Annotated in this window: 19 protein-coding genes; 14 read left to right on the plus strand and 5 right to left on the minus strand. The window is 52.4% G+C overall.

What is annotated here, in order from left to right:
* Positions 1 to 2: 2 nt before the first annotated feature.
* Together VCU37_RS02385 and VCU37_RS02390 are read right to left on the minus strand one after the other, a co-directional pair.
* The gene (locus VCU37_RS02385) at positions 3 to 908 is read right to left on the minus strand and encodes a PAC2 family protein (protein ID WP_336249032.1); all 906 of its coding nucleotides are present in this window, start codon (positions 906 to 908) and stop codon (positions 3 to 5) included.
* Positions 909 to 984: 76 nt separating this feature from the next.
* Positions 985 to 2325: a M20 family metallopeptidase gene (locus VCU37_RS02390; protein WP_336249033.1), complete on the minus strand. Its 1341-nt coding sequence runs from the start codon at positions 2323 to 2325 to the stop codon at positions 985 to 987.
* Between the two features lie 67 nt (positions 2326 to 2392).
* On the opposite strand from VCU37_RS02390, the gene VCU37_RS02395 reads away from it, so the two are divergent.
* The 7 genes from VCU37_RS02395 to VCU37_RS02430 all read left to right on the plus strand — a co-directional run bounded on the left by VCU37_RS02395 (position 2393) and on the right by VCU37_RS02430 (position 13642).
* Positions 2393 to 4003, plus strand: coding sequence for a CPBP family intramembrane glutamic endopeptidase (locus VCU37_RS02395; protein WP_336249034.1), 1611 nt, complete (start codon positions 2393 to 2395; stop codon positions 4001 to 4003).
* Entirely contained in the window at positions 3996 to 4406 is a 411-nt protein-coding gene (locus VCU37_RS02400; protein WP_336249035.1) for a PaaI family thioesterase, read from the plus strand. The genes VCU37_RS02395 and VCU37_RS02400 overlap by 8 nt, the downstream gene beginning before the upstream one ends.
* Before the next feature lie 10 nt (positions 4407 to 4416).
* The gene (locus VCU37_RS02405; RefSeq protein ID WP_336249036.1) at positions 4417 to 5313 is read left to right on the plus strand and encodes a DUF6544 family protein; all 897 of its coding nucleotides are present in this window, start codon (positions 4417 to 4419) and stop codon (positions 5311 to 5313) included.
* Between the two features lie 92 nt (positions 5314 to 5405).
* Complete coding sequence (locus tag VCU37_RS02410) at positions 5406 to 6803, plus strand: hypothetical protein (RefSeq protein ID WP_336249037.1); 1398 nt, start codon at positions 5406 to 5408, stop codon at positions 6801 to 6803.
* Between the two features lie 118 nt (positions 6804 to 6921).
* Positions 6922 to 8184 carry a GNAT family N-acetyltransferase gene (locus tag VCU37_RS09335; RefSeq protein ID WP_418896459.1) on the plus strand — a complete coding sequence of 421 codons (1263 nt, stop codon included), beginning with the start codon at positions 6922 to 6924 and terminating at the stop codon, positions 8182 to 8184.
* Between the two features lie 76 nt (positions 8185 to 8260).
* Positions 8261 to 9880: a phosphoglucomutase (alpha-D-glucose-1,6-bisphosphate-dependent) gene (gene pgm / locus VCU37_RS02425; RefSeq protein ID WP_336249038.1), complete on the plus strand. Its 1620-nt coding sequence runs from the start codon at positions 8261 to 8263 to the stop codon at positions 9878 to 9880.
* Between the two features lie 51 nt (positions 9881 to 9931).
* Positions 9932 to 13642, plus strand: coding sequence for a multifunctional oxoglutarate decarboxylase/oxoglutarate dehydrogenase thiamine pyrophosphate-binding subunit/dihydrolipoyllysine-residue succinyltransferase subunit (locus VCU37_RS02430; protein WP_336249039.1), 3711 nt, complete (start codon positions 9932 to 9934; stop codon positions 13640 to 13642).
* A 229-nt stretch (positions 13643 to 13871) separates the two neighbouring features.
* On the opposite strand, the gene VCU37_RS02435 is transcribed toward VCU37_RS02430, so the two are convergent.
* Positions 13872 to 15182, minus strand: a complete 1311-nt coding sequence (locus tag VCU37_RS02435) for a M18 family aminopeptidase (RefSeq protein ID WP_336249040.1) — start codon at positions 15180 to 15182, stop codon at positions 13872 to 13874.
* A gap of 135 nt (positions 15183 to 15317) precedes the next feature.
* Between VCU37_RS02435 and VCU37_RS02440 the strand changes: the two genes are divergently transcribed.
* From VCU37_RS02440 to VCU37_RS02455, 4 genes are all read left to right on the plus strand, one after another.
* A complete protein-coding gene (locus VCU37_RS02440; protein ID WP_336249041.1) occupies positions 15318 to 15863 on the plus strand; it encodes a DUF2510 domain-containing protein in 546 nt (181 codons plus the stop codon).
* A gap of 139 nt (positions 15864 to 16002) precedes the next feature.
* Positions 16003 to 16764, plus strand: coding sequence for a DeoR/GlpR family DNA-binding transcription regulator (locus VCU37_RS02445; protein ID WP_336249042.1), 762 nt, complete (start codon positions 16003 to 16005; stop codon positions 16762 to 16764).
* Between the two features lie 16 nt (positions 16765 to 16780).
* The gene (locus VCU37_RS02450) at positions 16781 to 17719 is read left to right on the plus strand and encodes a 50S ribosomal protein L11 methyltransferase (protein WP_336249043.1); all 939 of its coding nucleotides are present in this window, start codon (positions 16781 to 16783) and stop codon (positions 17717 to 17719) included.
* Positions 17706 to 18941, plus strand: coding sequence for a class I SAM-dependent RNA methyltransferase (locus VCU37_RS02455; RefSeq protein ID WP_336249044.1), 1236 nt, complete (start codon positions 17706 to 17708; stop codon positions 18939 to 18941). The genes VCU37_RS02450 and VCU37_RS02455 overlap by 14 nt, the downstream gene beginning before the upstream one ends.
* Before the next feature lie 75 nt (positions 18942 to 19016).
* Here VCU37_RS02455 and VCU37_RS02460 read toward each other — a convergent pair whose 3' ends face one another.
* Complete coding sequence (locus tag VCU37_RS02460; protein WP_336249045.1) at positions 19017 to 19988, minus strand: alpha/beta hydrolase; 972 nt, start codon at positions 19986 to 19988, stop codon at positions 19017 to 19019.
* Between the two features lie 318 nt (positions 19989 to 20306).
* Between VCU37_RS02460 and dacB the strand changes: the two genes are divergently transcribed.
* Together dacB and VCU37_RS02470 are read left to right on the plus strand one after the other, a co-directional pair.
* Entirely contained in the window at positions 20307 to 21989 is a 1683-nt protein-coding gene (gene dacB / locus VCU37_RS02465) for a D-alanyl-D-alanine carboxypeptidase/D-alanyl-D-alanine endopeptidase (RefSeq protein ID WP_336249046.1), read from the plus strand.
* Positions 21990 to 21992: 3 nt separating this feature from the next.
* On the plus strand, positions 21993 to 23291 hold the full coding sequence (locus VCU37_RS02470; protein ID WP_336249047.1) for an alpha/beta hydrolase family protein: 1299 nt from the start codon (positions 21993 to 21995) through the stop codon (positions 23289 to 23291).
* Here the strand turns inward: VCU37_RS02470 and VCU37_RS02475 are convergent.
* Entirely contained in the window at positions 23244 to 23855 is a 612-nt protein-coding gene (locus tag VCU37_RS02475) for a PTS sugar transporter subunit IIA (RefSeq protein ID WP_336249048.1), read from the minus strand. The two genes, VCU37_RS02470 and VCU37_RS02475, sit on opposite strands and share 48 nt — an antisense overlap.
* Positions 23856 to 23961: 106 nt before the next feature.
* On the opposite strand from VCU37_RS02475, the gene VCU37_RS02480 reads away from it, so the two are divergent.
* Positions 23962 to 24357 (plus strand): response regulator, encoded by a 396-nt coding sequence (locus tag VCU37_RS02480; RefSeq protein ID WP_336249049.1) that lies wholly within the window; start codon positions 23962 to 23964, stop codon positions 24355 to 24357.
* Positions 24358 to 24360 lie beyond the last annotated feature (3 nt).

Here is a 24360-nt window from a genome sequence, read left to right on the forward strand (position 1 = left end):
GGTTAGTAGTCGCCCCCGTTTTCACCAGGAGCCGGACCATGCCCTTCGGGATTCGCAAAGTACTGTTGAATTTCAGCAGCTAATTGATCCCCGCTTGGCAATGTGAATCCTGTGGCTTCTGGATCATCGGTGTGTTCCTCAAGACGTTCAATGAGTTCTGCAATCATCGGACGTGCCTCAATGGAACGATCCAATTGGGCAGTCATGGCCTCAACGTTGTTCTTCAGTTGTGTCGTATCAATCGTGACACCCAAGAAGGTCGCCACAAACTCGACGAGCCGTAGCACGGCAGCTGGATACCGGTCACCGGCAACATAAGGCGGTAGTTCAGCACTAATACCCCAGGCTGGAATATTTAAATACTCCATCTCCCCGATGAGAAAATGGCCAGCGCCGATTGGACCTTGATAATCCGCCACAATGGCAACTTCTTCAGGAATACCATCTGCCACTTGGTTGCGTACCCCAAGGAGTCGAAGGTCACGCGTATGCGGACTCATACCTGGGTAGGCATCGAGAAGCAACATTCTTGAAACCCCAAGGCGGCGACAAGCAGCTTGAATGGTACGACTAAATGCGCCCCATTGAATATCGGGTTCAGGACCGGTCAGGAATACCACGTCACGGTCAGCATCAAGTGTCTGGGCAGCCCAAAGCTCTAATTTTGGCATATGAATCTGCCGTAACAGCCCGTCTTCAACATCAGCCATGGGACGGCGATCACGGTAGTCAATGAAAACGTCCGCATCGAGCTGACCAATTTGTTCAGCTTCCCATCTACTCCGCAAAAAGCTGGCCGCCTGACGGGCATTATGCGCTGCATCGACGAACCCGTTGAGGGCAACGACTAACAGCGGTCGGCGGAGAGGGGGAAGATTTGCAGCCCAAATCATATGCGGAGCATCCATAGGCCCATTTTATGGCTCATTGCCACGGAACAATCGAATGTTGACGAACCGGCATATTTAGGCCGAGAATCCCTTGTTACTTGAGCAGCCAGGGGGGATCTATTCGACCACCGCTGGCTTCAAACTCGGCTTTTACTGCAGCCAACAGCTCAGGATCAGCCGCCACATCAAGGGCAACCATTGCAAGAGCGTAGGCTCCGTCGGCAACACCGCTATCACCGGCGGATGTGATGGCGACATCACGGAATGCTTCCGTATGCAAGCTTGTGCCAAGGGGCGCAATCGCCAGAGTTGGGTGAATGGCAGGAACACGCATACTGACATTCCCTTGATCCGTACTGGCTGCAAGGTGTTCAGGCATCACGCCACGCGGTAATACCCGGCGCCCGCGGTCAGCCATGGCAACGGCATACCGTTCACCCAGTGTTGTATTCAGTCGGGTCGGTAAATAGGCGTGGTCCTCGTCAAATTGGACGGTCACATCCACGCCATGCATCATCGCCGCACCTTGGGCAATAGCCTGCACACGATGTAACAGAATGCTCATCGTGTCAATCTCCTGACTCCGAACGGACAGTTCCAATTTGGCCAGCGCCGGCACAATATTGACTGCCCCGCCCCCACCATCAGGTGTAAACACCGCATGAATGCGGTCACTGGGCAACATGTGCTGTCGTAAAGCTGCTATCCCCTGGTATGTCGCTACCGCAGCGTCCAGAGCATTTGCACCCGCAAACGGCGCGGCAGCAGCATGTGCGGCACGTCCCGTGAATGTGATCGTACCCATTGTGTTGCCAAGCCACGGCTGTTCTAAAACATCAGCCATGTAGGGATGCAACATAATGGCCGCATCAACATCATCGAATACACCGTCACGAATGAGGTATTCCTTCCCGCATGCGCCTTCTTCTCCCGGGGTGCCAATGAGCCGGTAGGTACCAGGAATCTGATGTTCTGAGGCAATACGGGCAGCAAGGACAAATGCACCAGCCGATGTTGCTGCAATGACATTGTGGCCACAGGCATGGCCAATATGTTTCAGCGCATCATATTCGGCAATGCAAGCGATGACGGGGCCTTGTTCCCCATTCGGGCCGGTTACACGGTGCTCGGCTTGCAATGCCGTAGCCAATGAACCTACCCCTATTGTCGTAGGAAAACCCTGTTCATCAAGGTATTGGGCAAGTGCGGCCGCACTTGCATGTTCTTCAAATGCCGTTTCAGGGTGGGCATGAATCCAATGGCTCAGTGCAATAAGACCTGGGTAAAGATCGGCAAGTTGGTGATGAACATGTTGTGCAATGCCGTCAGGTGCACCACGAAACTGGCTCGTGATTGGCTTGGCTGTTTCACTCGCGGCAATCAATTGTTCATATTGAGCGGTAGACCAGGCGTCATAGGGAGAAGAAGGATCCATAAGCACAATGTACGAGTTATCTCTATCGATAGGCACACCCATAGGTAAAAAGCCCTAGACTCGGCCTATGTCGTCTATTCCTTATGACACCGATGCCCTTACTCGCTTCGTTGAACAAGCCGATTTATTCGGTTTAAAGAGACTGCCTGCTCCCCCTGCAACACTGCGTGAGGCTGACCAGGTAAGACGGGAGCCCAACGCACCCGCGCAATGGCTTGCTGCCATCGTCGTATTCATAGGCGGCTCTTTGGTCGGCAGTCTGGGTGTTGGTCTCTACCTTTGGTTGGGTAAGGGCATCTCAGACACTGACAAACTCGTCAAGGAGATCCAGGACTTCTCCTTTGGAAGGGATAATGACCAGCTCAAGCTCATTATCATGCTGGGTCTCTATGCCCTAGCTGCCTATCTGCTCTATCTATTATTTGTTCGGTTCATCGCTAGTCGGCCGGTGTATGAACTGTTCGGTGAAGGTTCATTTAAAGAGTTTGTTGCCGGATTGGCCGTAGGCACTGCCTTAATCCTCGTCATCATTATTGCCTTGTACACGATGGGCCACTACCACGTGGACGGTTTTGAATTCGGTCCCGGTGTCATCACGGGCCTTTTTATTGGAATTGGGCCTGCCTTTTCTGAGGAAGTCGTGTTCCGTGGGTTTGTGCTTCGCCTCCTCGACAAATCCATCGGTGCCATCCCAGCCATTCTTGTCACAAGCATCGTGTTTGGGCTCATTCATGCCGGTAACGAACATGTCACGCTCGTCCAGTCCTTATTGCTTGGTATCAGTGCTGGGTTGTTACTCGGTTCGGCCTATTTTCTCACCCGACGCCTGTGGCTTGCTATTGGCATCCATTTGTCGTGGAACTTTGTGCAGGGCGGTATTTTTAACTCTGATGTGAGTGGTACGGGCTATAACTCCGGCTTATTTCGGGCAACATTCTCAGGCCCTGACTATCTCACCGGAGGAGCGATGGGTATTGAGGGGAGTGTGCTCTCTATCGGCCTCACGATTGCGGTGAGCCTCATCATGCTAGGTATGGCCTACAAACGTGGGCACATCACCGGCCGCGTGGGTTGGAATGCCCCCCGTATCAACTTGCTCGGGAGTGTGCCACGTATCGAGATCTGGTCTGCTGATGGCGAATGGCGTCCCTTGCCAACACCGCTTGAATTGAACGCCATGATGGCACCCGAAGATGAACCTGAGACCATACAGACCGGCATTGACGGTCATAGCGATGCGAGTGAAGCTACCGCAGCTCCGGTACCTACCGGAGCAGCCACTCCTCCTGAGGATGACATTCAAGAGTTACCTATCCCACCAGATGACGAACTACTTAGTGGCGATTTGGCCGACATTGAAGCGGCGCACGCGGCCACCCCCGACGATAAAACTGAACAATTTGAGCCGATCAGCTCCCCAGTTGATGCGACGTTACCCGCTAGTCAACCAACAGAATCCGAGATGGAATCACTGATGGCTCAAGCCCCAACTGATGAGCCACCCACCATTACAAAGGTGTCATCATCAGTGACCGCAGTGACCGGTACAGGAACGGGACACGTTACCGATGAGGACTTAGATTCCACCCAACAAATGGAGGCGGTAACGGAACTCGATATGACTGATCAAATCAAACCGATCGAACAAACCAAGGTCGAACCCGACGCTGATGAGTAACGAAGCGGTAAATAGCCCTTTTGATCGACTCATCGGTACGACCATTGAATCGGCTGGCCCCACACAAGTCATCACGTCAACGCCGATTCGCCCAGACCTGACGCAGCCTCACGGCTTTGTGCATGGGGGGTTGCTCGCAACTCTTAGTGAAACAGCTGCGAGTATTGGGGCAGGACGCGCAAGCCCCAGCGGGTCGGCGGTTGGGCAAAGCAACCACACCGAGTTTTTGAGACCAGCAACGCCTGAAAGCAAGGTACTGACCGCAACCGCAACACCCATCCGTGTCGGTCGCCAGGTTCAGATCTGGGAGGTTCGTATTACAGATCAGCGGGCCCTTGAAATTGCTCGCTCAACCATTCGGCTTTTTAATGTGAATCCCCCACGTTCAGCTCCAGCACAATAAGGTACGTCTTATGAAGATCTCATCACTATTTGCCCCACTCCATAACCGTATTGCCAAGTGGGTACGGCGTGTCCTGCTTGGGGTTGGGCTGGTGAGCATCATCCAGATATTGCCCTGGTCCCCAACCCTATGGTGGGCCAGGCGCAACGATAATCGCATCATTAGCCGTGAACCGCTTGCGAATCGTGGGGCAGATCGTATCAGCGAGGCTGACCTGCGTAACCTGCCAGACCCAATACGCCGGTACATTGAAACCGTTGGTTGGATTGGACGTCCACGTCCGTCATTTATGCGTATCACCACCCAAGCAAGTCGCATGCTTGTGGCTGGTTTCCCAAGTCCAGTTGCTATGCGGTTCACCCAGTTAAATGCTGCTGCATCACCAGAACGCCAACGCGTCGCCCGCGGTCGCACAGCTGGGTTAGCCCTCGAAGCCGTGGATGCATTTGTAAACGGTACCGACACCCTCCAAGTTGTTTCTGCTCGGCTCGTACCGCTCCTTCGTCGAGCCGGCCGTGACATGGATGCGTCTGGCCTTGCCGCTTGGATAGCGGAAGCTATTTTGATCCCTGGTGCGTTGCTCGAACGTGGCGACCATAACCACACCATTATTTGGACACCGATTGATGACAAAAGCGCTGGCATCACCGTAAAAGCCTTTGGTTTAACTGTCGATGGTGTGTTCACGATCAATGGCGATGGCTTGGTCCACTCCTTTACCACCGATGGCCGTCCATGGGTCCACGGGCGCAGGCATTATCGGCCTGCTGGATGGACGATGACTTATGACAGTTGGGTTGATACTGCGGGCGGTAAATTGCCAACCATGCTCAAAACCTTCTGGCATGTAGATGGTAAGGACACTCAGGGTTTGATTAGTAAAAATGCCACGATCACGTTCTGGTAAATCAATTATTCAACCAATAGCTAACTGACCAGGCTGAATCGATACATCGGTGTGCGCTTCAATGGCACGCCATCTCTTGCTATTCTTCTCCCATGCCCTCGCGCTCACGCTCTACCCAATCCACATGGTTGTACCGGTGGCTGCCAGACGTGCTCATCTTTCTTGCAGTACTTGTCATCTGTGTGCCTATCGTGGAAGCACTCATGGGGCACCAGGGCAGTCGAATGGCGTTCACTGCCGCAATTACCGATGGCCAAACACTTGTGGTGGACCGGTGGAAGTACCTTCTGACTGTGGACTTTGCCCTTCGAGATGGGCAAATGCTCTCAGATAAAGCGCCGGGCCAACCCTTCCTTATGGTTCCGTTTTACCTCATCGGTAAAGCTATCGGTCTGCCACCTATTCTGCCTGATCTGATTAAACCCACCTACTTTGGCGACCGGATGTTGTGGTGGCTATCAACCTGGTCATCAGCCATTCCTGCGGCGATACTTGCGGTTTTGATGCGACGAGTAAGTGCACGCATTACAGGGGATAATCAGGCTGGCCTTGTTGCAGCAACAACGATGACGTTTACCACGCTGCTCTTCCCCTTTGCGAATCTTCTCTTTGGGCACATGTTGGCAGCCTGCCTCGTGTACGCCGCATGGGTTGTAGCTGATGGGGGTACTGACACACCCGAGACGATTTCTCCTGGACGTCTCGCTTGGGCTGGGGGTCTCGCCGGACTTGCTGTACTTGTTGAATACACGGCTGCAATCGTGGTTATCGCCTTAGCCATCCAACTCCTGATAACAAATGCTCGGAATAGTTGGGGCTACATCCTTGGAGGACTCCCATGCCTAGTGTTGTTGGGGTTGTATAACTGGGTGGCGTGGGGATCACCGTTTTCCTTTTCATATTCAAACTCGGGCACCTTCGCCAATCACCACGCTAAAGGCCTCTTTGGTATCCAATGGCCTAACCCAGGGCTCACACTCCAAGTCCTCGTCGGTGAACGCGGCCTTTTCCTTATGACCCCTATCTGCCTAGCCGGGTTTTTCGGGTTATTCCTCCTCGTGCAAACCTTCCAATCACGCCGAACCGCAGTGTTTTCCCTGGTGGTCTTCATTGCATTTGTTTGTGTGCAAGGTGGTTGGTCATCGGCGACTGCCGGAGCCAGTCCAGGTGCACGCTACGTGGTTCCTGCCTTGCCGTTCCTTGCCATAGGGGTTGCCCAGTTCTGGCGATGGTCCTGGCTTTCTACGGTGATATTTGCCGCACTAGGAGCCATTCCGATGTTTGCGGCAGTCATGACAAATCCGCTTGCCCAACCAACGCAGCCGTGGGCAACGGCTTTTTGGATTCAACGCATTATGAATGGGAATATGGCCTGGACGCTCTTCCATGGATACATGGCCGATTGGCTCGTCATGGTCGCAACTTGGATCATTGCAACCGCCCTGCTCGCGCTGGCATGGACATTTTCACCGACCACAGCGTATGAATAGGCCCGCACCTTCTCCTAGCGTGAGCGGTGATACTCCGGTACCAACAGGTACCTCTCGGCGCATATGCTCATGTTTGGATGGACCAAGGCACCGTACATAGAGACGTTAAACTGAGGCAATGCGCGCGCCCTTGCCCAAAATCGAACCGTGGACACGCCCCCTCACGTGGGGATTACCAATTGAAACGGACCGGCTGATCCTTCGTCCACTGAAACCAGGGGACGCAGAACCGCTCTTTGCGGCTATTCAACACAACTTGCCCCACCTGAGTAAATGGTTGTCTTGGGGTGAGCACTACACAATTGATATGGCCAGACAATTTGAAGAAACATCAGTGCAGTCGCTCATTGCCCAGACCGATTTGCCATCCTTAGCGATACCGCTGCCGTTGCTGATTCTTTGGAAAGAAACGAATGAAATCATCGGGAGCCACGGCTTAGTCTCAATCAATGCCCAGTCACGCTCTGCCGAGATGGGCTATTGGGTGGCCGAGTCGTTTACGAATATCGGTATTGCTACGGAATCGAGTGCCGCCCTTATTACCCGTTGTTTGACCCCGAATGAACAAGGTGGATACGGGTTCAACCGTGTGTATATCCGTCATGCCGGGTCGAATACGGCCAGTGGTGCGGTACCTCGAAAGCTGGGGATGCGGCGTGAAGGATGGGAACGTCAGTCCTTTGTGCTCCCTGGAAATCGCCGTGATGACTTAATCACCTGGGGTGTCTTAGCTGAGGAATGGGACGGAGATGCCATGCGGACCACCTTGAAGAAACCTCGCCCTGACGTGGGTGTTGGTCCGCACCCTAAACCGTGGCCAGAAGGAGAGCACTACGACCCAAGGCTGTTAGCACACGGGGACAAACGCAATGTCACCGACCAGTATCGCTATTGGACACTTGAGGCAATTAAAGCAGATCTCGCTGCGAAGTCTCGTCCGTTTCATGTGGCTGTCGAAAACTGGCAGCACGACATGAATATTGGCACTGTTGTACGGTGTGCAAACGCGTTTGGGGCACGAGCCGTACATATTGTTGGGAAACGATCATGGAACCGACGGGGCGCGATGGTTACCGATCGCTATGTCGACATTTATTATCACGAAGATGCACAAGCCCTTGCACAGTGGTGTGATAAACGGAATATCACGTTGATTGGGGTTGACCTTGTGCCCGGCAGCCAAAGCATCATCGATGTTCAACTCCCTGAGGCCGCAATGCTGGTATTTGGCCAAGAAGGGCCTGGATTAACGCCCGACATTATTCAAGCTGCTCAGATGGTTGTACACCTCCCACAGCAAGGCTCCACACGATCAATTAATGCGGGTGTTGCAGCTGGAACGGCAATGATGTTGTGGACCGCACAGCATCGGGCACCGTAACACATGAGGAGAAAAATCTTCCCTCTATCGCGGTTTTGACTGTACAAACAGTCCTCAGACCTTTACCGTTTGGAGTATGAACGAACGCGCTGGAACTCCTGCTACCGAAGCTGACCTTATTAACCTCCAAGAAGTCCTTGATGCCTATTACGACATCAATCCCGACCCTACCGACCCCACCCAACAAGTCGCTTTTGGTACAAGTGGTCACCGAGGTTCCAGCCTGGACGGGGCATTTAATGATCTGCACATTGCCGCAATCACCCAAGCCATCGTTGAATATCGGCAACGGGCACACATCACCGGCCCTGTTTTAATGGGTCGAGATACGCACGCACTCAGTGCGCCAGCATGGCAAACCGCCCTTGAAGTACTAGCTGGAAATGATGTGCCGGTATTGGTCGACAATGCAGATGGATACACCCCTACGCCAGCATTAAGTCACGCGATCATCACGTTGAACCGTGAAGGGAAGCAATGTGACGGCATTATCATCACACCTTCACACAATCCGCCGCGCGACGGAGGGTTTAAATACAACCCTCCCCACGGTGGTCCAGCAGACACGGATATTACGGATGTCCTTCAAACACGTGCCAATGAATTGATGCGTAACCCACATGCAATCAAACGCCTATCGGGTGATAGCGCATCTTCGCACGCCGAACCGTTTGATTATATGGGCCGGTATGTCAATGACCTTCCGAATGTCGTTGATATAACAGCTATTAAGAACGCTGGTGTTCGTATCGGTGCGGATCCGCTTGGTGGGGCCAGTGTTGCCTATTGGGGACGTATCGCGGAAACCTTTGGCCTTGACCTCACCGTTGTAAATCCCGAAGTAGACCCCCGCTGGTCATTTATGCCGTTGGATAAGGACGGCAAAATTCGTATGGACTGTTCAAGTGAAGCGGTCATGACCAATGTCGTGAAGAATCGGCATAACTTTGACTTGTCTACCGGGAACGATGCTGATGCCGATCGGCACGGCATTGTAACCCCAGACGGTGGATTGATGAACCCAAACCACTTTTTAGCGGTTTCGATTGATCACCTCTTCCAGTATCGTCCCCAATGGGGTAAGGACGTGGGCATTGGCAAGACGCTTGTATCGTCATCCATGATTGACCGGGTTGTCGGTAAGCTTGGGCGCACCTTGGTGGAGGTACCGGTTGGCTTTAAATGGTTTGTACCGGGCCTGGTCAATGGCAGCATCGGCTTTGGTGGAGAAGAGAGTGCAGGGATGAGTTTCTTACGGATGGATGGAACCACCTGGGCTACGGATAAGGACGGCATTATTGCCGCTCTTTTGGCGGCTGAAATCATTGCGGTTCGTGGTGCCTCACCAAGCGTCATCTTCCAACGTTTTGCCGATGAATTTGGGTTACCTGCATATAGCCGAGTTGATACCCCAGCCACCCGTGAACAAAAAATCAAGTTGAAAGGCCTACGTCCAGAGGATGTGACCGCAAACGAATTGGCTGGGGACCCGATTATTGCCAAACTGACGAACGCACCAGGCAATGATGCTCCTATCGGAGGTTTAAAGGTTGTAACCGACCACGCTTGGTTTGCAGCTCGCCCGTCGGGAACAGAAAACCAGTACAAGATTTATGCAGAATCTATGAAGGGAACCGACCACCTAATAATGGTTCAAGAACAAGCAAAAGACCTGGTCAACGCTGTACTAGGCTAATGCAACTCACAGGGGGCATCGCCCCACCGATAAACGGTCAGAGGAGATAGGGTGTCCGAACCAGGCAATATTCCAAGTGCAAACTCGTGGATGGTTGAGGAGCTATACCAACAATTCTTAGACAATCCCGATGCGGTTCCTGAAACGTGGCATGACTTTTTCAGTGATTACCGGTCAGTTGAATCAACACGTCAGGTACCGATCAAGGCAGGTACGAAGCCATTACGATCGTCTGGTCAACCACCAGTCGTTACCTCTAGCACACGTGTCTATGCCGAGGAAATTGATCCCATATTGCCTCATCTTGGTGGGGTCCCCGTTCCTGATAACGCACACACCCTGCGTGGTGCCGCGAAAACAATTGCGGCCAATATGGTTGAGAGCCTTACCGTTCCAACGGCAACCAGCTTCCGAGAGATTCCTGCAAAACTTCTTGAGGTCAATCGGCGGACTATCAATGCACATCTCAATCGTACGTATCAAGGGAAAGTAAGTTTCACACAATTACTGGCCTGGGCACTTGTGCGAGCCCTCAGCGCCCACCCTGGTATGCGCGCAATCTATGGGTTGGATCAACAAGGAAATCCTTGGGTTACCGAGGTTGAACATATCAACTTAGGCATCGCGGTGGACGTGGAACGTCGGGGAACACGTTCCTTACTCGTTCCGAATATCAAAGCAGCGGACACGATGACATTCACCGAGTTCTGGTCAACGTTTGAGCAAACAATCCGGCGAGTACTTCGCGGTGACCTTGATGCCAAAATGTTTGAAGGGACGACCCATACCCTTACAAATCCGGGTGGGGCAGGTACGGCCATGAGCGTGCCACGATTAATGGCCGGCCAATCAGCCATTATCGGGGTCGGTGCGATTGAGTTTCCTGGGCAGCTCAAAGGTTCGGACCCAGCCACGATGGCTGAACTCGGGATTTCAAAAATTATTCAAACTACCTCCACGTATGACCATCGGGTCATACAAGGTGCCGAATCAGGTGCCTTTTTAAATACCTTTGAGAATCTGCTCTTAGGTGCAGATGGTTTTTATGACGAGATTTTCACCGCGTTGCGGGTGCCGTATCATCCGCTTCGATGGACCAGTGATGCGGCGAGTGCAGTTCGTACGGACAAATATGTACGCGCCAAAAAACAGCTTGGTGTCCAGAACATCATCGGCAGTTATCGGACCCGTGGCCACTTAACCGCAAATACGAACCCACTTCAGGTAGCGCTCCCCGCACTGTATGAAGAGCTTGATCCGTTACATCACAATCTGACGATCTGGGATCTCGATCGTGTATTCCCTGTTGATGGCTTAGCTGGCCAGGACGAAATGACCCTCCGCCAAACGCTTACAACATTGCGAGATGCGTACTGCCGAACGTTGGCCATTGAATATATGCACAATGACCGCCCAGATAAGAAACGTTGGTGGCAAGAACGTATTGAGGGTGTAGAGGATGATGTTGATGGTGCTGACCGTGAACGTATCTTGCTGATACTGAATGAGGCTGAAGCATTTGAACGGTTCTTAGGGACAAAATATCTCGGCCAAAAACGCTTTAGCCTTGAGGGTGCAGAGAGCTTGATTCCTATGTTGGATGAGCTCTTTAATATTGCGGCTGATGATGAAGAGGTAACAAGTGCCGTTATCGGAATGTCACATCGTGGTCGCCTTAATGTGCTCGCCAATATCTTGAACAAAGACTTTGACCGTATCTTTGGTGAATTTGAAGATGCGATGGATACCAGTAGCTTGCAAGGCTCTGGTGATGTGAAGTACCACCTTGGACAGTCTGGGATACACGTCAGCCCAAAGGGTAATGAGATTTCAGTTACCCTGGCTGCGAATCCGAGTCATCTTGAAGCAGTAAACCCGGTGGTTGAAGGCATTGTGCGCGGTCGCATGGATGAGCTGGGCTTCCCGACACCACAAGAGAACAAGGATGAGCCTATCGGCACGGTTGGCCGGGTATTACCGGTCCTCATTCACGGTGATGCTGCCTTCATCGGTCAAGGTGTCGTTGCTGAAACCATCGGCATGAGCCGACTTGAGGGGTATCACACCGGCGGCACCATTCACATTATTATCAATAACCAAATTGGGTTCACGACCGCACCAGACCGCGCGCGATCAAGTGTCTATGCCTCTGACATGGCGAAAATCATCGGTGCTCCCGTCATGCACGTAAATGGTGACGACCCCGAAGCTTGCATTCGTGCTGTGCGTCATGCGATGGCCTATCGTGAGCGTTGGCACTCCGACATTGTGATCGACATGCTTTGTTATCGTCGACATGGTCACAACGAGAGTGACGAGCCTTCATTCACTCAGCCACAAATGTATGAGCGTATCAAGCAGCATCGCAGTGTTCGCAAGGTATACACCGATGCATTGCTGGCACGTGGTGAACTAAGTATGGAAGAAGCCGAAGCCAATTTCGCATCATTCCAAGTTCGCCTAGATGAGGTACTCAGCCAGGTTCGTGAATCCGAACCAGTTGTTCCTCAAGATCAGCTACCACCACCGCCACCCGTGATGGACATGGGCTTTACGATCGAAACGGGGGTAAGTCGTGAGCGATTAGATGCCGTTGCGAACACGCTGGCTGATATTCCCGAAGGATTTAACTTGCATCCGAAGCTAGCCAAGTTAGTTGATAAGCGCAGCTCGATGTTGGAAGAGAATCTGGTGGACTGGCCAATGGCTGAGCTTTTGGCCTTTGGCACCATTCTTCAAGACGGCATGAATGTTCGTATTGCGGGACAAGATGTGCCTCGAGCTACGTTCAGTCAACGCCATGCAACCTATCAAGACGCGGTTACGGGTAAGCGTTTTATTCCTTTGCAGTATCTCCCCGTTTCGGGCCAACCTAACGGGCCGGTACCTGATCGGGTCCGTGGCCAATTTCTTTGTTATGAAAGCCCCTTGAATGAGTTTGCCTGTCTCGGGTTCGAATATGGCTACTCATTGTCACGTATGGATTCGCTTGTGATTTGGGAAGCCCAGTTTGGTGACTTTGCGAATGGTGCCCAAATTATTATTGACCAGTTCGTGATGAGCGCATGGCATAAGTGGAAGCAAAACTCGGGGCTGGTTGTGCTATTGCCTCACGGGTATGAGGGGCAAGGTCCCGAACATTCGAGTGCCCGCATTGAGCGGTTCCTAACGATGGCTGCCCAACACAATGTTGAAATCTGCCAGCCATCTACCGCAGCTAGCTATTTCCATTTACTCCGTCGCCACATGGCTCAGGACCCAACAAAACGCGTACCACTCATCGTGTTTAGCCCCAAATCAATGCTGCGTGCACCCGCAGCAATGAGTCCGACTGAGGAGTTCATTTCTGGCCGTTTCAAGCGCGTTCGGGTTGAACCAACGAATACCCTCCCCGTTGCCCCAGAGGCTGTTCAGCGGGTCCTTGTGTGTTCAGGGAAGGTCGCCCATGCACTAGAAACCGCACGGGGCAATAAGCCGATTGCTGTTGTTCGGGTTGAGCAGCTCTATCCGTGGCCTGGAGAGCGGCTGCGTGAAGCCTTGGATCGGTATCCCAATGCAGTGGAAATCGTTTGGGTTCAAGAGGAACCAGAAAACCAAGGTCCGTGGCCCTTTGTACGGCCCCGTCTCGAAGCCCTCGTTGCCGAACAAGCCACTTGTCGTGCCATCACCCGAGTAGCAAGTCCATCACCGGCCACTGGGTCACACACCGTGAGTGATCTGGAAGAGGCCACACTGATAGCACAGGCCATAGATATGGAGTAATACATGCCAATCGAAGGCCCCCAAACCAGTACGGTCTGGGGGCTTTCTATGAAATACCTGTGAGCTACCTGGCGCTTTGGAGAACCCATTAGGGCTGGGTTGGTTTAGGACCTAATCCAGACCTACATTGATGTATACATTAAATGAGGTTTGGAATAGTCCCCATCACCTATCCGGGTTGTGCGCAATGGTTAAGCGCTTTCATGATTCACCCCACCTTATAAATGCTCTAAAAGGGCAATATAGGGATATTGAGACAAGCAGATAAAAATGCTGTCGTGGTATCGGCATCGTCCAAATGGCTAAGCTCACGAATTGAATGCATCCCGATGATTGGTTGACCCACGTCCACCGTTGCAATCCCTAATCGTGTTGCGGTAATTGGCCCAATAGTTGAACCACAGCGCTGATCAGCACGTGAGGTGAATGTTTGCAATGGCACTTCGGCTTGTGTTGCCGCCAAGTGTGCCCAAGCAGCCGTTAACCCGGTCGTGGCATAAGACTGATTGGCGTGGACCTTCAAACACGGTCCACCACCCAGTAGGGGATACTCCGTGTCGTCATAGCGATCCGCATAGTTGGGATGCCAACCGTGTGCAACATCTAAACTGACCAACCCACTTTTGGCAATCATGCGATATACCGCCTCGGTATCACCCCCTTGGGCATGAACAAGGCGGGCAAGGCTTTCTTGCACAAATGGCCCACCAGCACCTGTATTTGTTTCTGAGCCGATTTCTTCAAAGTCATAGCAGACAACCGCCCGGCTAAACGGTGTTACCGGTTGGGTGTGCACGGCATCCATTAAGGCATGTACTGCGGTAAAGGTTCCCAAGAGGTTGTCTTGGCGCGCCGCGGAGAAAAAGCGCTGAGAAGCTCCACTTACCAAGGGTTGTTCAGTTGGAACAAGTACTAAATCATGGGTCAGTATGTCGCCTGGCGTGATGTCGAGCGCTTGGGCAATCACGTCATAGAGGGTGGGATCACCAGATAGCCCCCAAATTGGTCGTGTTTTCGTTTGGGCATTAAATGCAGTTCCAGTGCCGTCTCGGTCTGTGAGGTGAATTGCTACGTTCGCAATCCGAGTACAAGACCGTTCAAGGTGGACAAGATGGCAACTACCATCTTGGAGAATAACTCGCCCTGCTACGGTGAGGTCACGGTCAAACCAACTGCTATGTAAGATGCCGCCATACGGCTCAACATTGAGTAGCTGCATACCCCCGGTCTCGCGCATGGCATGGGGGCGAATCTTGTAGGTAGGACTATCTGTGTGTGCACCGATGAGCCGAAGGCCATGGTCAGCCAGGGGTTCACTACCCAACACCACAAATATGATTGAACCATCACGCCGAATAATGACCTTGTCACCGGGTTCGGCATGCCACTGATTACCCTCATTCAATTCAGTAAACCCCCAACCGGTCGCAAGTTCTACCAAATGTGCAACCGTGTGATATGGCGTTGGAGACTGTACAAAATGCGTTATGAGATGGTCGCTAACGGGCTTGGCGAGATCAAAAGAAGCAGTATCAGACATAGCTCCATTGTGAGCTATTCAATCTGTGTTGACTGATACCAAGAGACCTTTTATTGAAGAGAGAAGTAACTTAACGCGAATAACATTCTTGAAGAAGAATTCCCTTTATCAAAAAAGTGCCATAAACTCACCCCTATGGAACACCTGCAACATCCCAAAGCCGATTGGTACGCCGACCCGTCAGGTAAATACAGCCTTCGTTATTGGGACGGTGCCACATGGACAGGACACGTTTCTACTAATGGCAGCCAGGAGTGGGATGATCCTGCTGATGCGCCGAAGGCTTGGACCTCATCAACAGACCCAAATGTGCAGGCGGTCTATCGTGCCGGTATCGATGAAGATGTAGCCCAGTGGTTACAAGCGGTTGCTGACCAAGTTGATCAGCGCCTTGATCTCGTTGCGACGAACTGGCGTCAACGCCCTCAGCCAGAAACCATTCGTGCGTGTGCGTACGGCCTGTTATTAGGGCATCTGGCTACGATGTACCCTCTCGCAGAACAACAAATCAGTTTGGTTGCTGAATCACATGCTTCCTTTGTCAACATTCCGGCGGGAAATCGGCTTGGTACGTTCAAGGAAGTTGCTGCCGATCCTGCCCGTACTGCCTCTTGGCTTGGACCGATGCTAGGTACTGGAGAACCAGAAGCCGTAGTGCGTTTATTTGCTGACGGCGATTAGAGGCGATTACGTGAGAAACCTGCCTAATAGGGCAGGTTTTTGGTGGCAATATTCAATTATTCCCAAGATTTTCCAGGAATATCCTAGATCATCGTTTAACTAGGTCGGATTAGCCGATTCCCTCTGTCATACTGCAGATGTGGAAACCATTGCCTTACCCGAAGAACGCCGCCAGCACATTCTCACCCGTCTTAATACCGACGGCCGTATTGAGGTTCCTGAAATTGCCAAGCAATTTGATACCTCGGTTGAAACAATCCGCAAAGACCTTATTGAATTGGAAAAGCGTGGACTTTTAAAGCGAGTCCACGGTGGTGCTTTGCCACTGAACCAGCATCCGTCACCACTTGGTGATCAATCTGATGGCCCAACAGACACACAACGCCGTATCGGTGTTGCCGCAGCTGCTCGTTTGACGAACGGAGGGTCTGTACTCATTGATGCTGGTACGACCACACAAGCGGTTGTCGAGGCCATCAAAACACCGACCGATACCGTTTTTATTACGAACTCTCTACGTGCTGCCGCTCATTTGGCCTCTGTAGCAACCACTCACTTCTTAGGCGGGGTCATCAATGCAGCCACGCTTGGAACTCATGGAGCTAAAACAGTCGACCAGCTCTACGCCCTACGTCCCGATTGGGTTGTCCTTGGCGCCGATGCTATAGATCCTGATTATGGGTGCTCATCAAGTGACCCGGAAATTGCCGAGGTAAAACGCAACATGGTCAGCCAGGCTACTCAAGTCATGGTTGTCGTTGAGGGCAGCAAGTTTACAACTCCAGCCCTCGTTCATTTTGCGCCGATTGACCACGTCGATGTGCTCATCACTAGCAAGGACCTACCCCAAGATGTGCGTGATGCCTTAGCAGAATACGACTGTGAAGTGATTTATACCTAATCATTGAGGTGCATTCATGAGCGATACGAACACCCCTGTCGGGGGTGAAGACCACCCGTCTGGGTATTGGACCTTTCATTCCCCAATTAACATTGATGAAGTTGCTACTGCGCTCTTACTGGCTGACATTGCTTATGATGCGCTCTCCCAGGCCGCAACTCTGCGTCCAGGAGCCAGCGAGGGGCGTGAAGAAACACCAGAAGAAACCGATTTTGAATCTCAATCAACGGTTGTGTACGCCCAGGATTGGACTGAAGACAACCGCCCCAATATGCCAGTACCAGGGCAATGGGTTTTTGAGCCTGAGCGCGACTGGAATGAAGCATGGCGCCGCGGCATCGAGCCAGTTCGTATCGGTCACGTACTCATTGTCCCCCCGTGGTTGGATGCGCAAATATCATCACAATCCGGTGATATTCGCTTCATTATTGACCCCGGCCAGGCGTTTGGTACTGGCCACCACGAAACGACCACACATTGTATTCAAGCACTCGTAGACACAGATCTTAACGGCAAACGTGTGGCTGATATTGGCACCGGAACTGGCATTTTGGCAATGGTTGCTGCCGCTCTTGGAGCAACTGAGGTGATGGCAGTTGATATTGACTCCACCGCCGTTCGTATTGCCCGCGACATCATTGCAGACCATCAACCACGGCTCTTTCCCAATACCCGTATGATGTGTGCCCAAGGCTCCGCTGATTCAATACCAACACCACCCACATTTGATGTGGTTGTTGCCAATATGATCTCACCCGTGTTAATGGAGATCGCAAACGACTTAGCACGTCTACTCAGCCCCAATGGCCAGTTAATTATGAGTGGCATTTCTAACCAACGTGCCCAAGAAGTAGAGAACGCATTTGCCCAAGAAGGAATCAAGCTGTCGATTACACCTGGTGTGGAGTGGGCCTTGGCGATAGGGCACACAATGGAGCGCAATGACGAACGCTGATATTCAAGATATTGAGATAACCGGCTGGACCCACGGGGGTGAAGGGGTAGGACATCTCAATGATGGCCGTGCCGTGTTTGTGGCCGGCACCATTCCGGGAGAGACGGTTCGCGCAGACGTTACGGTGAAACAAAAACGATTTGCCCGTGCAAACCTTGTTGATGTCCTGGAATCGAGTCCTCACCGTGTGGCACCGGCATGCACATGCCCAGGGTGTGTGTTGTCCTATATCGACCCGAATCATCAGCTTGCATTAAAGCGCCGCACCATTATTGAACAAGTTGAGCGTATCGGTCATATTGCTGATCCGCCTGTTGATCAGCCAGTCACACCAACCGCATGGCCAACAGGCTATCGAGCGACTGCTCGGGTGGTACTCACTGATGATGGCCGCATTGGTTTTAGTGCCAATAAGAGCCATGAGATCGTGCCTATTGATCGATGCGTCACATTCACGCCAAGTTTGTTACGCCTGGTGGAAACGATGGATGGCCATTGGGCTGGTGCTGAGATGCTACGCCTGCTTGCTACCGATACGGAGCATCTTGTTGAGGTGTACCCCGGCGAAGGCGGCCTTCCAAGCGCACCCGATGGCGACTATACCTATGCCATCGTCACCGTTGGCGAACCAGCAATCATGCGAGGGAGTGGTCATGTAACCATGCCCATCAGTCCGTCCAGCGTTCCGCCCTTTGCGTTACAAGTCAGCGCAGGGAGTTTCTTCCAATCTGGCCCGAGTCCGGCAGCCACCCTTGTCGATGTTGTGCTTGAGGCTGCACAGGTCCAACCAGATGATGACGTCGTCGATTTATATGCCGGTGTTGGACTCTTTACGCTGCCCCTAGCAAGGCTGGCCAGACACGTTACCAGTGTGGAGAGTTCACAAACCGCCACCGACGATGCGGTGGCAAATCTGGCGGATACGAGCGTTACGGTCTATCACGATGATTGCACCGACTGGCTTAAGAACGGTTATTGCCCTCCTGGTGCGGTAGTGGTCTTAGACCCTCCACGGTCGGGTGCCGGTGACGAAACCATCCAGCTTCTCGCGGCCACATCACCTCAGCGGGTGGTCCATGTGGCTTGTGATGTGGCTGCCCTTGCCCGTGACCTCGCAAGCTGGGTCAAAGCTGGCTACCACCTTGAACGCATCACGCCGGTTGACATGTTTGCCCACACTGCCCATATCGAAGCGGTCGCCACGCTAACACTCGGTGAATGAAATTAAGGTGTTGGGTCTGACGCGTTTTTCCACTTCTAACCCAACACCGTAATGTGAAGGTGATTTCATTCTGAGCTATGCACGGACCGCAGCAAGGAAAATACCGAGTGCCTGGTCACTTTCGGGAATCGGGACACAGGGGAAACAGTGGAACAATCCAGGGAAGGTGTGCACGGTAATGGGCAATTCTTGTTCCTTGGCGAGGGTTCCGAGCCGACGGACATCAGCGTGCAAAATGTCATGGGTCGCACTCACAACAGTAATGGGCGCTAAGCCGGATAAATCGCCATAAATAGGACTGACCAACGGGTCTTTCGTATCACGTTCACCAGCTACATAGGTACCTTGAATCCTGAGGAATTCACGGTTCAGCATGGGATCGCTTGGTTGGATAGCATCCATCTCATCATTGCTGTTAGAAATATCTAACCACGGCGAAATCAATAACCCAGCTTTGGGCATAGGTGCATTCCGGTCTCGTAGCATTTGAAGTAATGACAGGGCCAAACCACCCCCCGCCGAATCCCCCATCACTACGATAGATTGCGGGTCAATCCCACGTTCATTAATGAGGTACTGATAGCGGGCGAATACCATATCATGCATTTCCGGTGCACTGTGGGTTGGTGCTTTGGGATAAACGGGCATGACAATATGAGCATTAAAGGCCCGAGCTATCCGGTTAAAGAATGGGTAGTACAACAACGCTGGATCACTCCAATACCCGCCCCCGTGAAGATAGAAGATCGTGTAATCAGGATGGGTACGCTCATGACCGGCAATGATGGTGTCTGATAACCCGTCATAGGTGGTGATACCAAACAAGCTCGATGCTAATGGGGGAAGCTCATAGGTCGTTGTGCTGTCAGCATATCCAGCTTCAACATCTGGCTGTGTCTCAGCTCGTCCACCCATCAGCAACAAATAGTCCTTATACAGGACACTTCCCAGACTCTCTTTCTGTTGATTGGCTGCTGCAGTACGCATTGCCAAGAACCCTGCCCCAGCAACTGCAGCTAACCGAATCCCAAGATGTAACGGCCCCATCTTAAGAAACCTTCCTTCTCATACCCTTCAGTCCAACGCACCTTCTGTAGGTAGTGATAACGCTAAACGACGCCCAGACCCGTTGTCGAACCCACTCCTCGTTTCCCAGGGATAAAAATGGAGAACAAACCGGAGGAGTTGGTCATTGGTACGAACAAGACCGCATTGATGTCCTAAGGTAAGGCTTGCCTGTTCAAATGGATTAGCCGGAGTTAGGCGACTATTTGCCTCCCGTTTGGTACCGTGAGCCACAAGCATGTGTATGAAGCGAGACGGATCAGCCTATTACACTTCCTGTAGCCGAAGGCAAGGGGGTAGATGATGGCTACATCAAAAGTGGGTAGGCATGTAACGCCTCAACCCAATGGTCGTCGTGCTCCTCGTGCACAACAGCCTCGTCGATTCACTCGTAAATCGAGCGCGCCCACGTCTCGTTATCGTGGCCCAGCAACCATCATCGAGTGGATTATGAGTGTTGGCCTCGTAGGCCTCGTCGGTCTGGCATTAGGCCTTAATGCCGTAAGCGCCTATACCGCCCCTCAGTCAGCACCTCCCATTTCCTCAATGGCGGCACAACAAGCCGCTACCCCGGAGCCAGGGCAAGCAAGCGACCCCAACAGCGAGGGCATCTCGCGGGTCGGCCGTGATGTGCGCCCACCTATGTTAGGGAAAGCAGCTGATACGAACGCCGTTGAGGTCATCCGAAAAACCCTTGCACCCACGTTGGCAAGGTTTCCTCAGCATGACCAAGTGAGTGTTGCCCTCATTGACCCATCTGGCCGAATGATTGTTGGCCTCAACGAGGATGAACCTTTATTACCAGCTTCGGCAATCAAAGTAGCAACTGGCTCTGCGCTCTGGAACACGTTTGGTCCCGACTATCACTTCACAACGCGATTGATGGCTCGCGGCGATCTATCCCCCGACGGTGTACTGAACGGTGACCTCTTTCTGGTTGGCGATGGTGACCCATCACTGATGAGCGAGCTGGCAATTGATTGGAAAGTCCGCCCTCCTCGCCCCACGCTGAGCATGGGGACGATTGCCGAAGCCATAAAAAAAGCCGGTATCAAGTCCATCACTGGATCCGTAGTCGGCGTAGATAACATCTTTCACGGTGACCAAATCGCAAAGGGTTGGAAAGACTCCTATATCAGCGAACAAAATGCTACCTATATCCGTGCCCTCAGCGTTGATCGTGGCCGCGTCATCATCCCGAAAAATGAAAACGCATCGGATGAACGTGCCACTGACAAGGCGGTGTACCACACCACTCAAGTGGGTAACGCCGAACCTGAAACATTCCAAACGATTGCAAGTCCAGACACTCGAAAAGATGCCGCAGCCGCATTAACCCAGAGTTTGTCTGCACGCGGAGTCATGGTTGGTGGCCTCCCTGGTGCCGAGGATGCGCTGCCCTCTGATGCCAAAGAAGTAACCGCAGTACAAGGCCCCGCACTCCGCCAACTAGTTGATTGGATGGCATTACGAAGCGACAACCATATGGCGGATATGTTGATTCGCCGCTTGGACGTTCAAGAAGGTGGAGACGGTTCGTTCAAATCTGCGTCCAACGTCGTTATTGACCATATGGAACAGCTCGGTATTGATACGGCCAATATGGTGATGGAGGACGGTTCCGGATTAAGTCGTGATGACCGAGTTTCAGCCATGCAACTTGCCCAGATTGTCCTGCACATGGGTTATACCGACCCAGACTGGTTAGGAACCTTGGCCCTCATGGGGGAAACAGGCACCACGACAAACCGGTTAAAAAACACACCAGCACAGGGCCGTTGGATGGGAAAAACCGGCACCCTTGACGATGTATCCACCTATGTGGGTGCCATCAAAGATCGCCAAAACGGAGTCTGGACCCTTGCCATGATGGCCAATAAGACCACATCAGCGAGCGAAGCGGAAACACTCCAAGACGAACTGCTTGTGAGCCTGGCAAAGGTTCTGGTCCCACCGCCGAGTTTTTCGCCATCTGAGGGGTAGGAGATGATGGGCAAACGCCGTAGACAATCGAGTATCGCGCTTGCAGGGGCTATCACAACTGGTGCATTAGTTGCCAGCGGCATGGTGTTGGGAGAAGTGATCCGCTCCCAAGTTGTTGCACCTACCCGGGCACGAACCTTGTTAGATACAACCGTGCAATTCACAGCTCGCGGCACCGTCATTCTTCCTGGGGTACATAAATCTTGGACTCCATTGACAGGGATACGTACAGCCCGTTCTGTCTATCGACTTGGCCCCTTGAGCGAGCCGGTAGATCCCTCACGCACGAGTGGATGTGAGCGGCCAGTTACCCGTATGTTTGGGCCAGAGGAAGCCCCAGGTACCTACGGAGCTCGGTTTTATACCTACCAATGGTTCAGCGCTAAAGAAGCTGGCCTTAATGAGCGTTTTGAAGCGGTACCAACCCCTTATGGCACTGCCCCTGCCAAAATATGGACGGCACCACAGGTAGCCCAACAGTCAGACACATGGGTCATAGGCGTCCACGGTCGTTCTGCAGTCCATGAAGAATTGTTACGTATGGCGACGATCAGTTGTAGCCGTGGGTTCCCGTTTATGGCGATTAGTTATCGCAATGACCAAGTGGGAGGACCCCACACTGATGGGGTCAGCCGCATGGGCAGTACGGAATGGGAGGACCTGGACTGGGCCATTCGCCATGCACAACAATCGGGCGCCAAACGAGTCATTCTGCTTGGCGCCAGTCAAGGAGCATCCCTTATCGGATATTGGTTAGCTAAGGCTAAAACAGACCCTGATGCCCTTGTTTCCAACCCATCTGGTATCGCTGGAGTCATTCTTGATTCACCGCTTATTCGTGGATCAGCCGCGTTACGGGCCGCTATTCATAGTTCAGGAGTGCCGTCTGGGGTAGACCGTTTTTTAACGATGGCTACATCGGGGTGGATGGGTGTACGCGGACCACAACATGTCATTACTGTCAATCACCTCAATACCTTTAAGACGAGCAACCTCCCAACACTGCTCTTTGTCGGGATGAAAGACACGATGATGAGTCCTGAGCCGGCCTTACGGCTCTCAAAAGCAGACCATGTCACCTCAGTTATTGATGACCAGGCTGAACATGTTGAGGTGTATAACGAATCCGAAGAAACCTACACCGAAGTAATGGCGGCCTGGCTGGAGCATATTGCTGATCCGATATACCACCCCTCGGCACCAGTACGTTCAGGTGATCATCTCCCACCCTTTACACCTGATGAAACTGACGACTCATCGAACCTCGAGACTGAACAGATCGTCACCCGCAAACACACCTAAACTCCCCGCATTGGGCCGTACCTCTACATCATGGTCGCTGATGTGTTGGATAAGAACACAGGTGGCTAATGACTGAACTTGGGCACACACTCGCTCAAAGTCAAACCGTATGATCGGTTGCCCGACCACCACGTCGTCACCATCTTGTACCTCAGCGATAAAGGTTCCTTGAGGGAGGTGGACCGTATCCACCCCGATATGTACAAGGACGTCTATACCTGTCTCGGTCGTGATGGTGAATGCGTGCAGTGTGGGAAATGGTAAATGAAGCTTTCCAGCGACTGGTGCAACGATAAGCCCAGATTCGGCATCCACAGCAAGGCCAGCACCAAAATAAGTTTCAGCAATGGTGGGGTCCGGTACTTGGGTCAATGCCAAAACAGTCCCATCAACCGGGGCATGTACTTGGACTGTTGGGTCCACAACGGCTGGCGCATTGGCAACAGCCTTTGCCGGGGTGGGACCCCGATACCCTTTGCCGGGTTCGTCAATAAACGTAGGGATAAAGGGTTCGTCCTTCCCTCGCCCAATCAAGGTTCTTAATGTGCGAATTAACCCGGCCATCATCAAAACGGTAGCGCATACGGACGATCTTGACCGACACTCAGGTTCCACGCTCCGGTGCCGAACTTATGGGCACGATCAATTCCGTTCACCTCATGGAGATACTTTGAAACGCGCACTTGTGGTAGATGATTCACGAGCGATGTGCAGTCTATTGCGCCGGTTACTTTCTCGGTTCGGCTTTGAAAGTGATATTGCGCACAATGGTGAAGAAGCTCTAAAAAAAGTGGAAGAGCATGGGGCCTATGATGTGGCGTTAATTGACCACAACATGCCCATTATGAATGGGATCGCGATGATCGAAGCTATCCGTGAACATCGTGAGTATGACCATATGAAACTGTTGATGGTCACTGGTGATTCGGATCCACGCACCGTGGTACGTGCTTTACGTTCTGGTGCAGACGAGTACGCAATGAAACCGATCACCGTTGAAGTAATCGAAGACAAACTTCGGTTGCTCTCACTACCGATCGATCCTGTTCCAACGGCAAATCCCTAGGAC

The organism is Stomatohabitans albus (genome assembly GCF_036336025.1).
Classification (GTDB): domain Bacteria; phylum Actinomycetota; class Nitriliruptoria; order Euzebyales; family Euzebyaceae; genus Stomatohabitans; species Stomatohabitans albus.

Excerpts from the sequence above, each read along its gene's own strand:
- VCU37_RS02385 (WP_336249032.1), bottom strand. The coding sequence starts at position 908 with ATGGATGCTCCGCATATGATTTGGGCTGCAAATCTTCCCCCTCTCCGC.
- VCU37_RS02390 (WP_336249033.1), bottom strand. The coding sequence starts at position 2,325 with ATGGATCCTTCTTCTCCCTATGACGCCTGGTCTACCGCTCAATATGAA.
- VCU37_RS02395 (WP_336249034.1), top strand. The coding sequence starts at position 2,393 with ATGTCGTCTATTCCTTATGACACCGATGCCCTTACTCGCTTCGTTGAA.
- VCU37_RS02400 (WP_336249035.1), top strand. The coding sequence starts at position 3,996 with ATGAGTAACGAAGCGGTAAATAGCCCTTTTGATCGACTCATCGGTACG.
- VCU37_RS02405 (WP_336249036.1), top strand. The coding sequence starts at position 4,417 with ATGAAGATCTCATCACTATTTGCCCCACTCCATAACCGTATTGCCAAG.
- VCU37_RS02410 (WP_336249037.1), top strand. The coding sequence starts at position 5,406 with ATGCCCTCGCGCTCACGCTCTACCCAATCCACATGGTTGTACCGGTGG.
- VCU37_RS09335 (WP_418896459.1), top strand. The coding sequence starts at position 6,922 with ATGCGCGCGCCCTTGCCCAAAATCGAACCGTGGACACGCCCCCTCACG.
- pgm (WP_336249038.1), top strand. The coding sequence starts at position 8,261 with ATGAACGAACGCGCTGGAACTCCTGCTACCGAAGCTGACCTTATTAAC.
- VCU37_RS02435 (WP_336249040.1), bottom strand. The coding sequence starts at position 15,182 with ATGTCTGATACTGCTTCTTTTGATCTCGCCAAGCCCGTTAGCGACCAT.
- VCU37_RS02440 (WP_336249041.1), top strand. The coding sequence starts at position 15,318 with ATGGAACACCTGCAACATCCCAAAGCCGATTGGTACGCCGACCCGTCA.
- VCU37_RS02450 (WP_336249043.1), top strand. The coding sequence starts at position 16,781 with ATGAGCGATACGAACACCCCTGTCGGGGGTGAAGACCACCCGTCTGGG.
- VCU37_RS02455 (WP_336249044.1), top strand. The coding sequence starts at position 17,706 with ATGACGAACGCTGATATTCAAGATATTGAGATAACCGGCTGGACCCAC.
- VCU37_RS02460 (WP_336249045.1), bottom strand. The coding sequence starts at position 19,988 with ATGGGGCCGTTACATCTTGGGATTCGGTTAGCTGCAGTTGCTGGGGCA.
- dacB (WP_336249046.1), top strand. The coding sequence starts at position 20,307 with ATGATGGCTACATCAAAAGTGGGTAGGCATGTAACGCCTCAACCCAAT.
- VCU37_RS02470 (WP_336249047.1), top strand. The coding sequence starts at position 21,993 with ATGATGGGCAAACGCCGTAGACAATCGAGTATCGCGCTTGCAGGGGCT.
- VCU37_RS02475 (WP_336249048.1), bottom strand. The coding sequence starts at position 23,855 with ATGGCCGGGTTAATTCGCACATTAAGAACCTTGATTGGGCGAGGGAAG.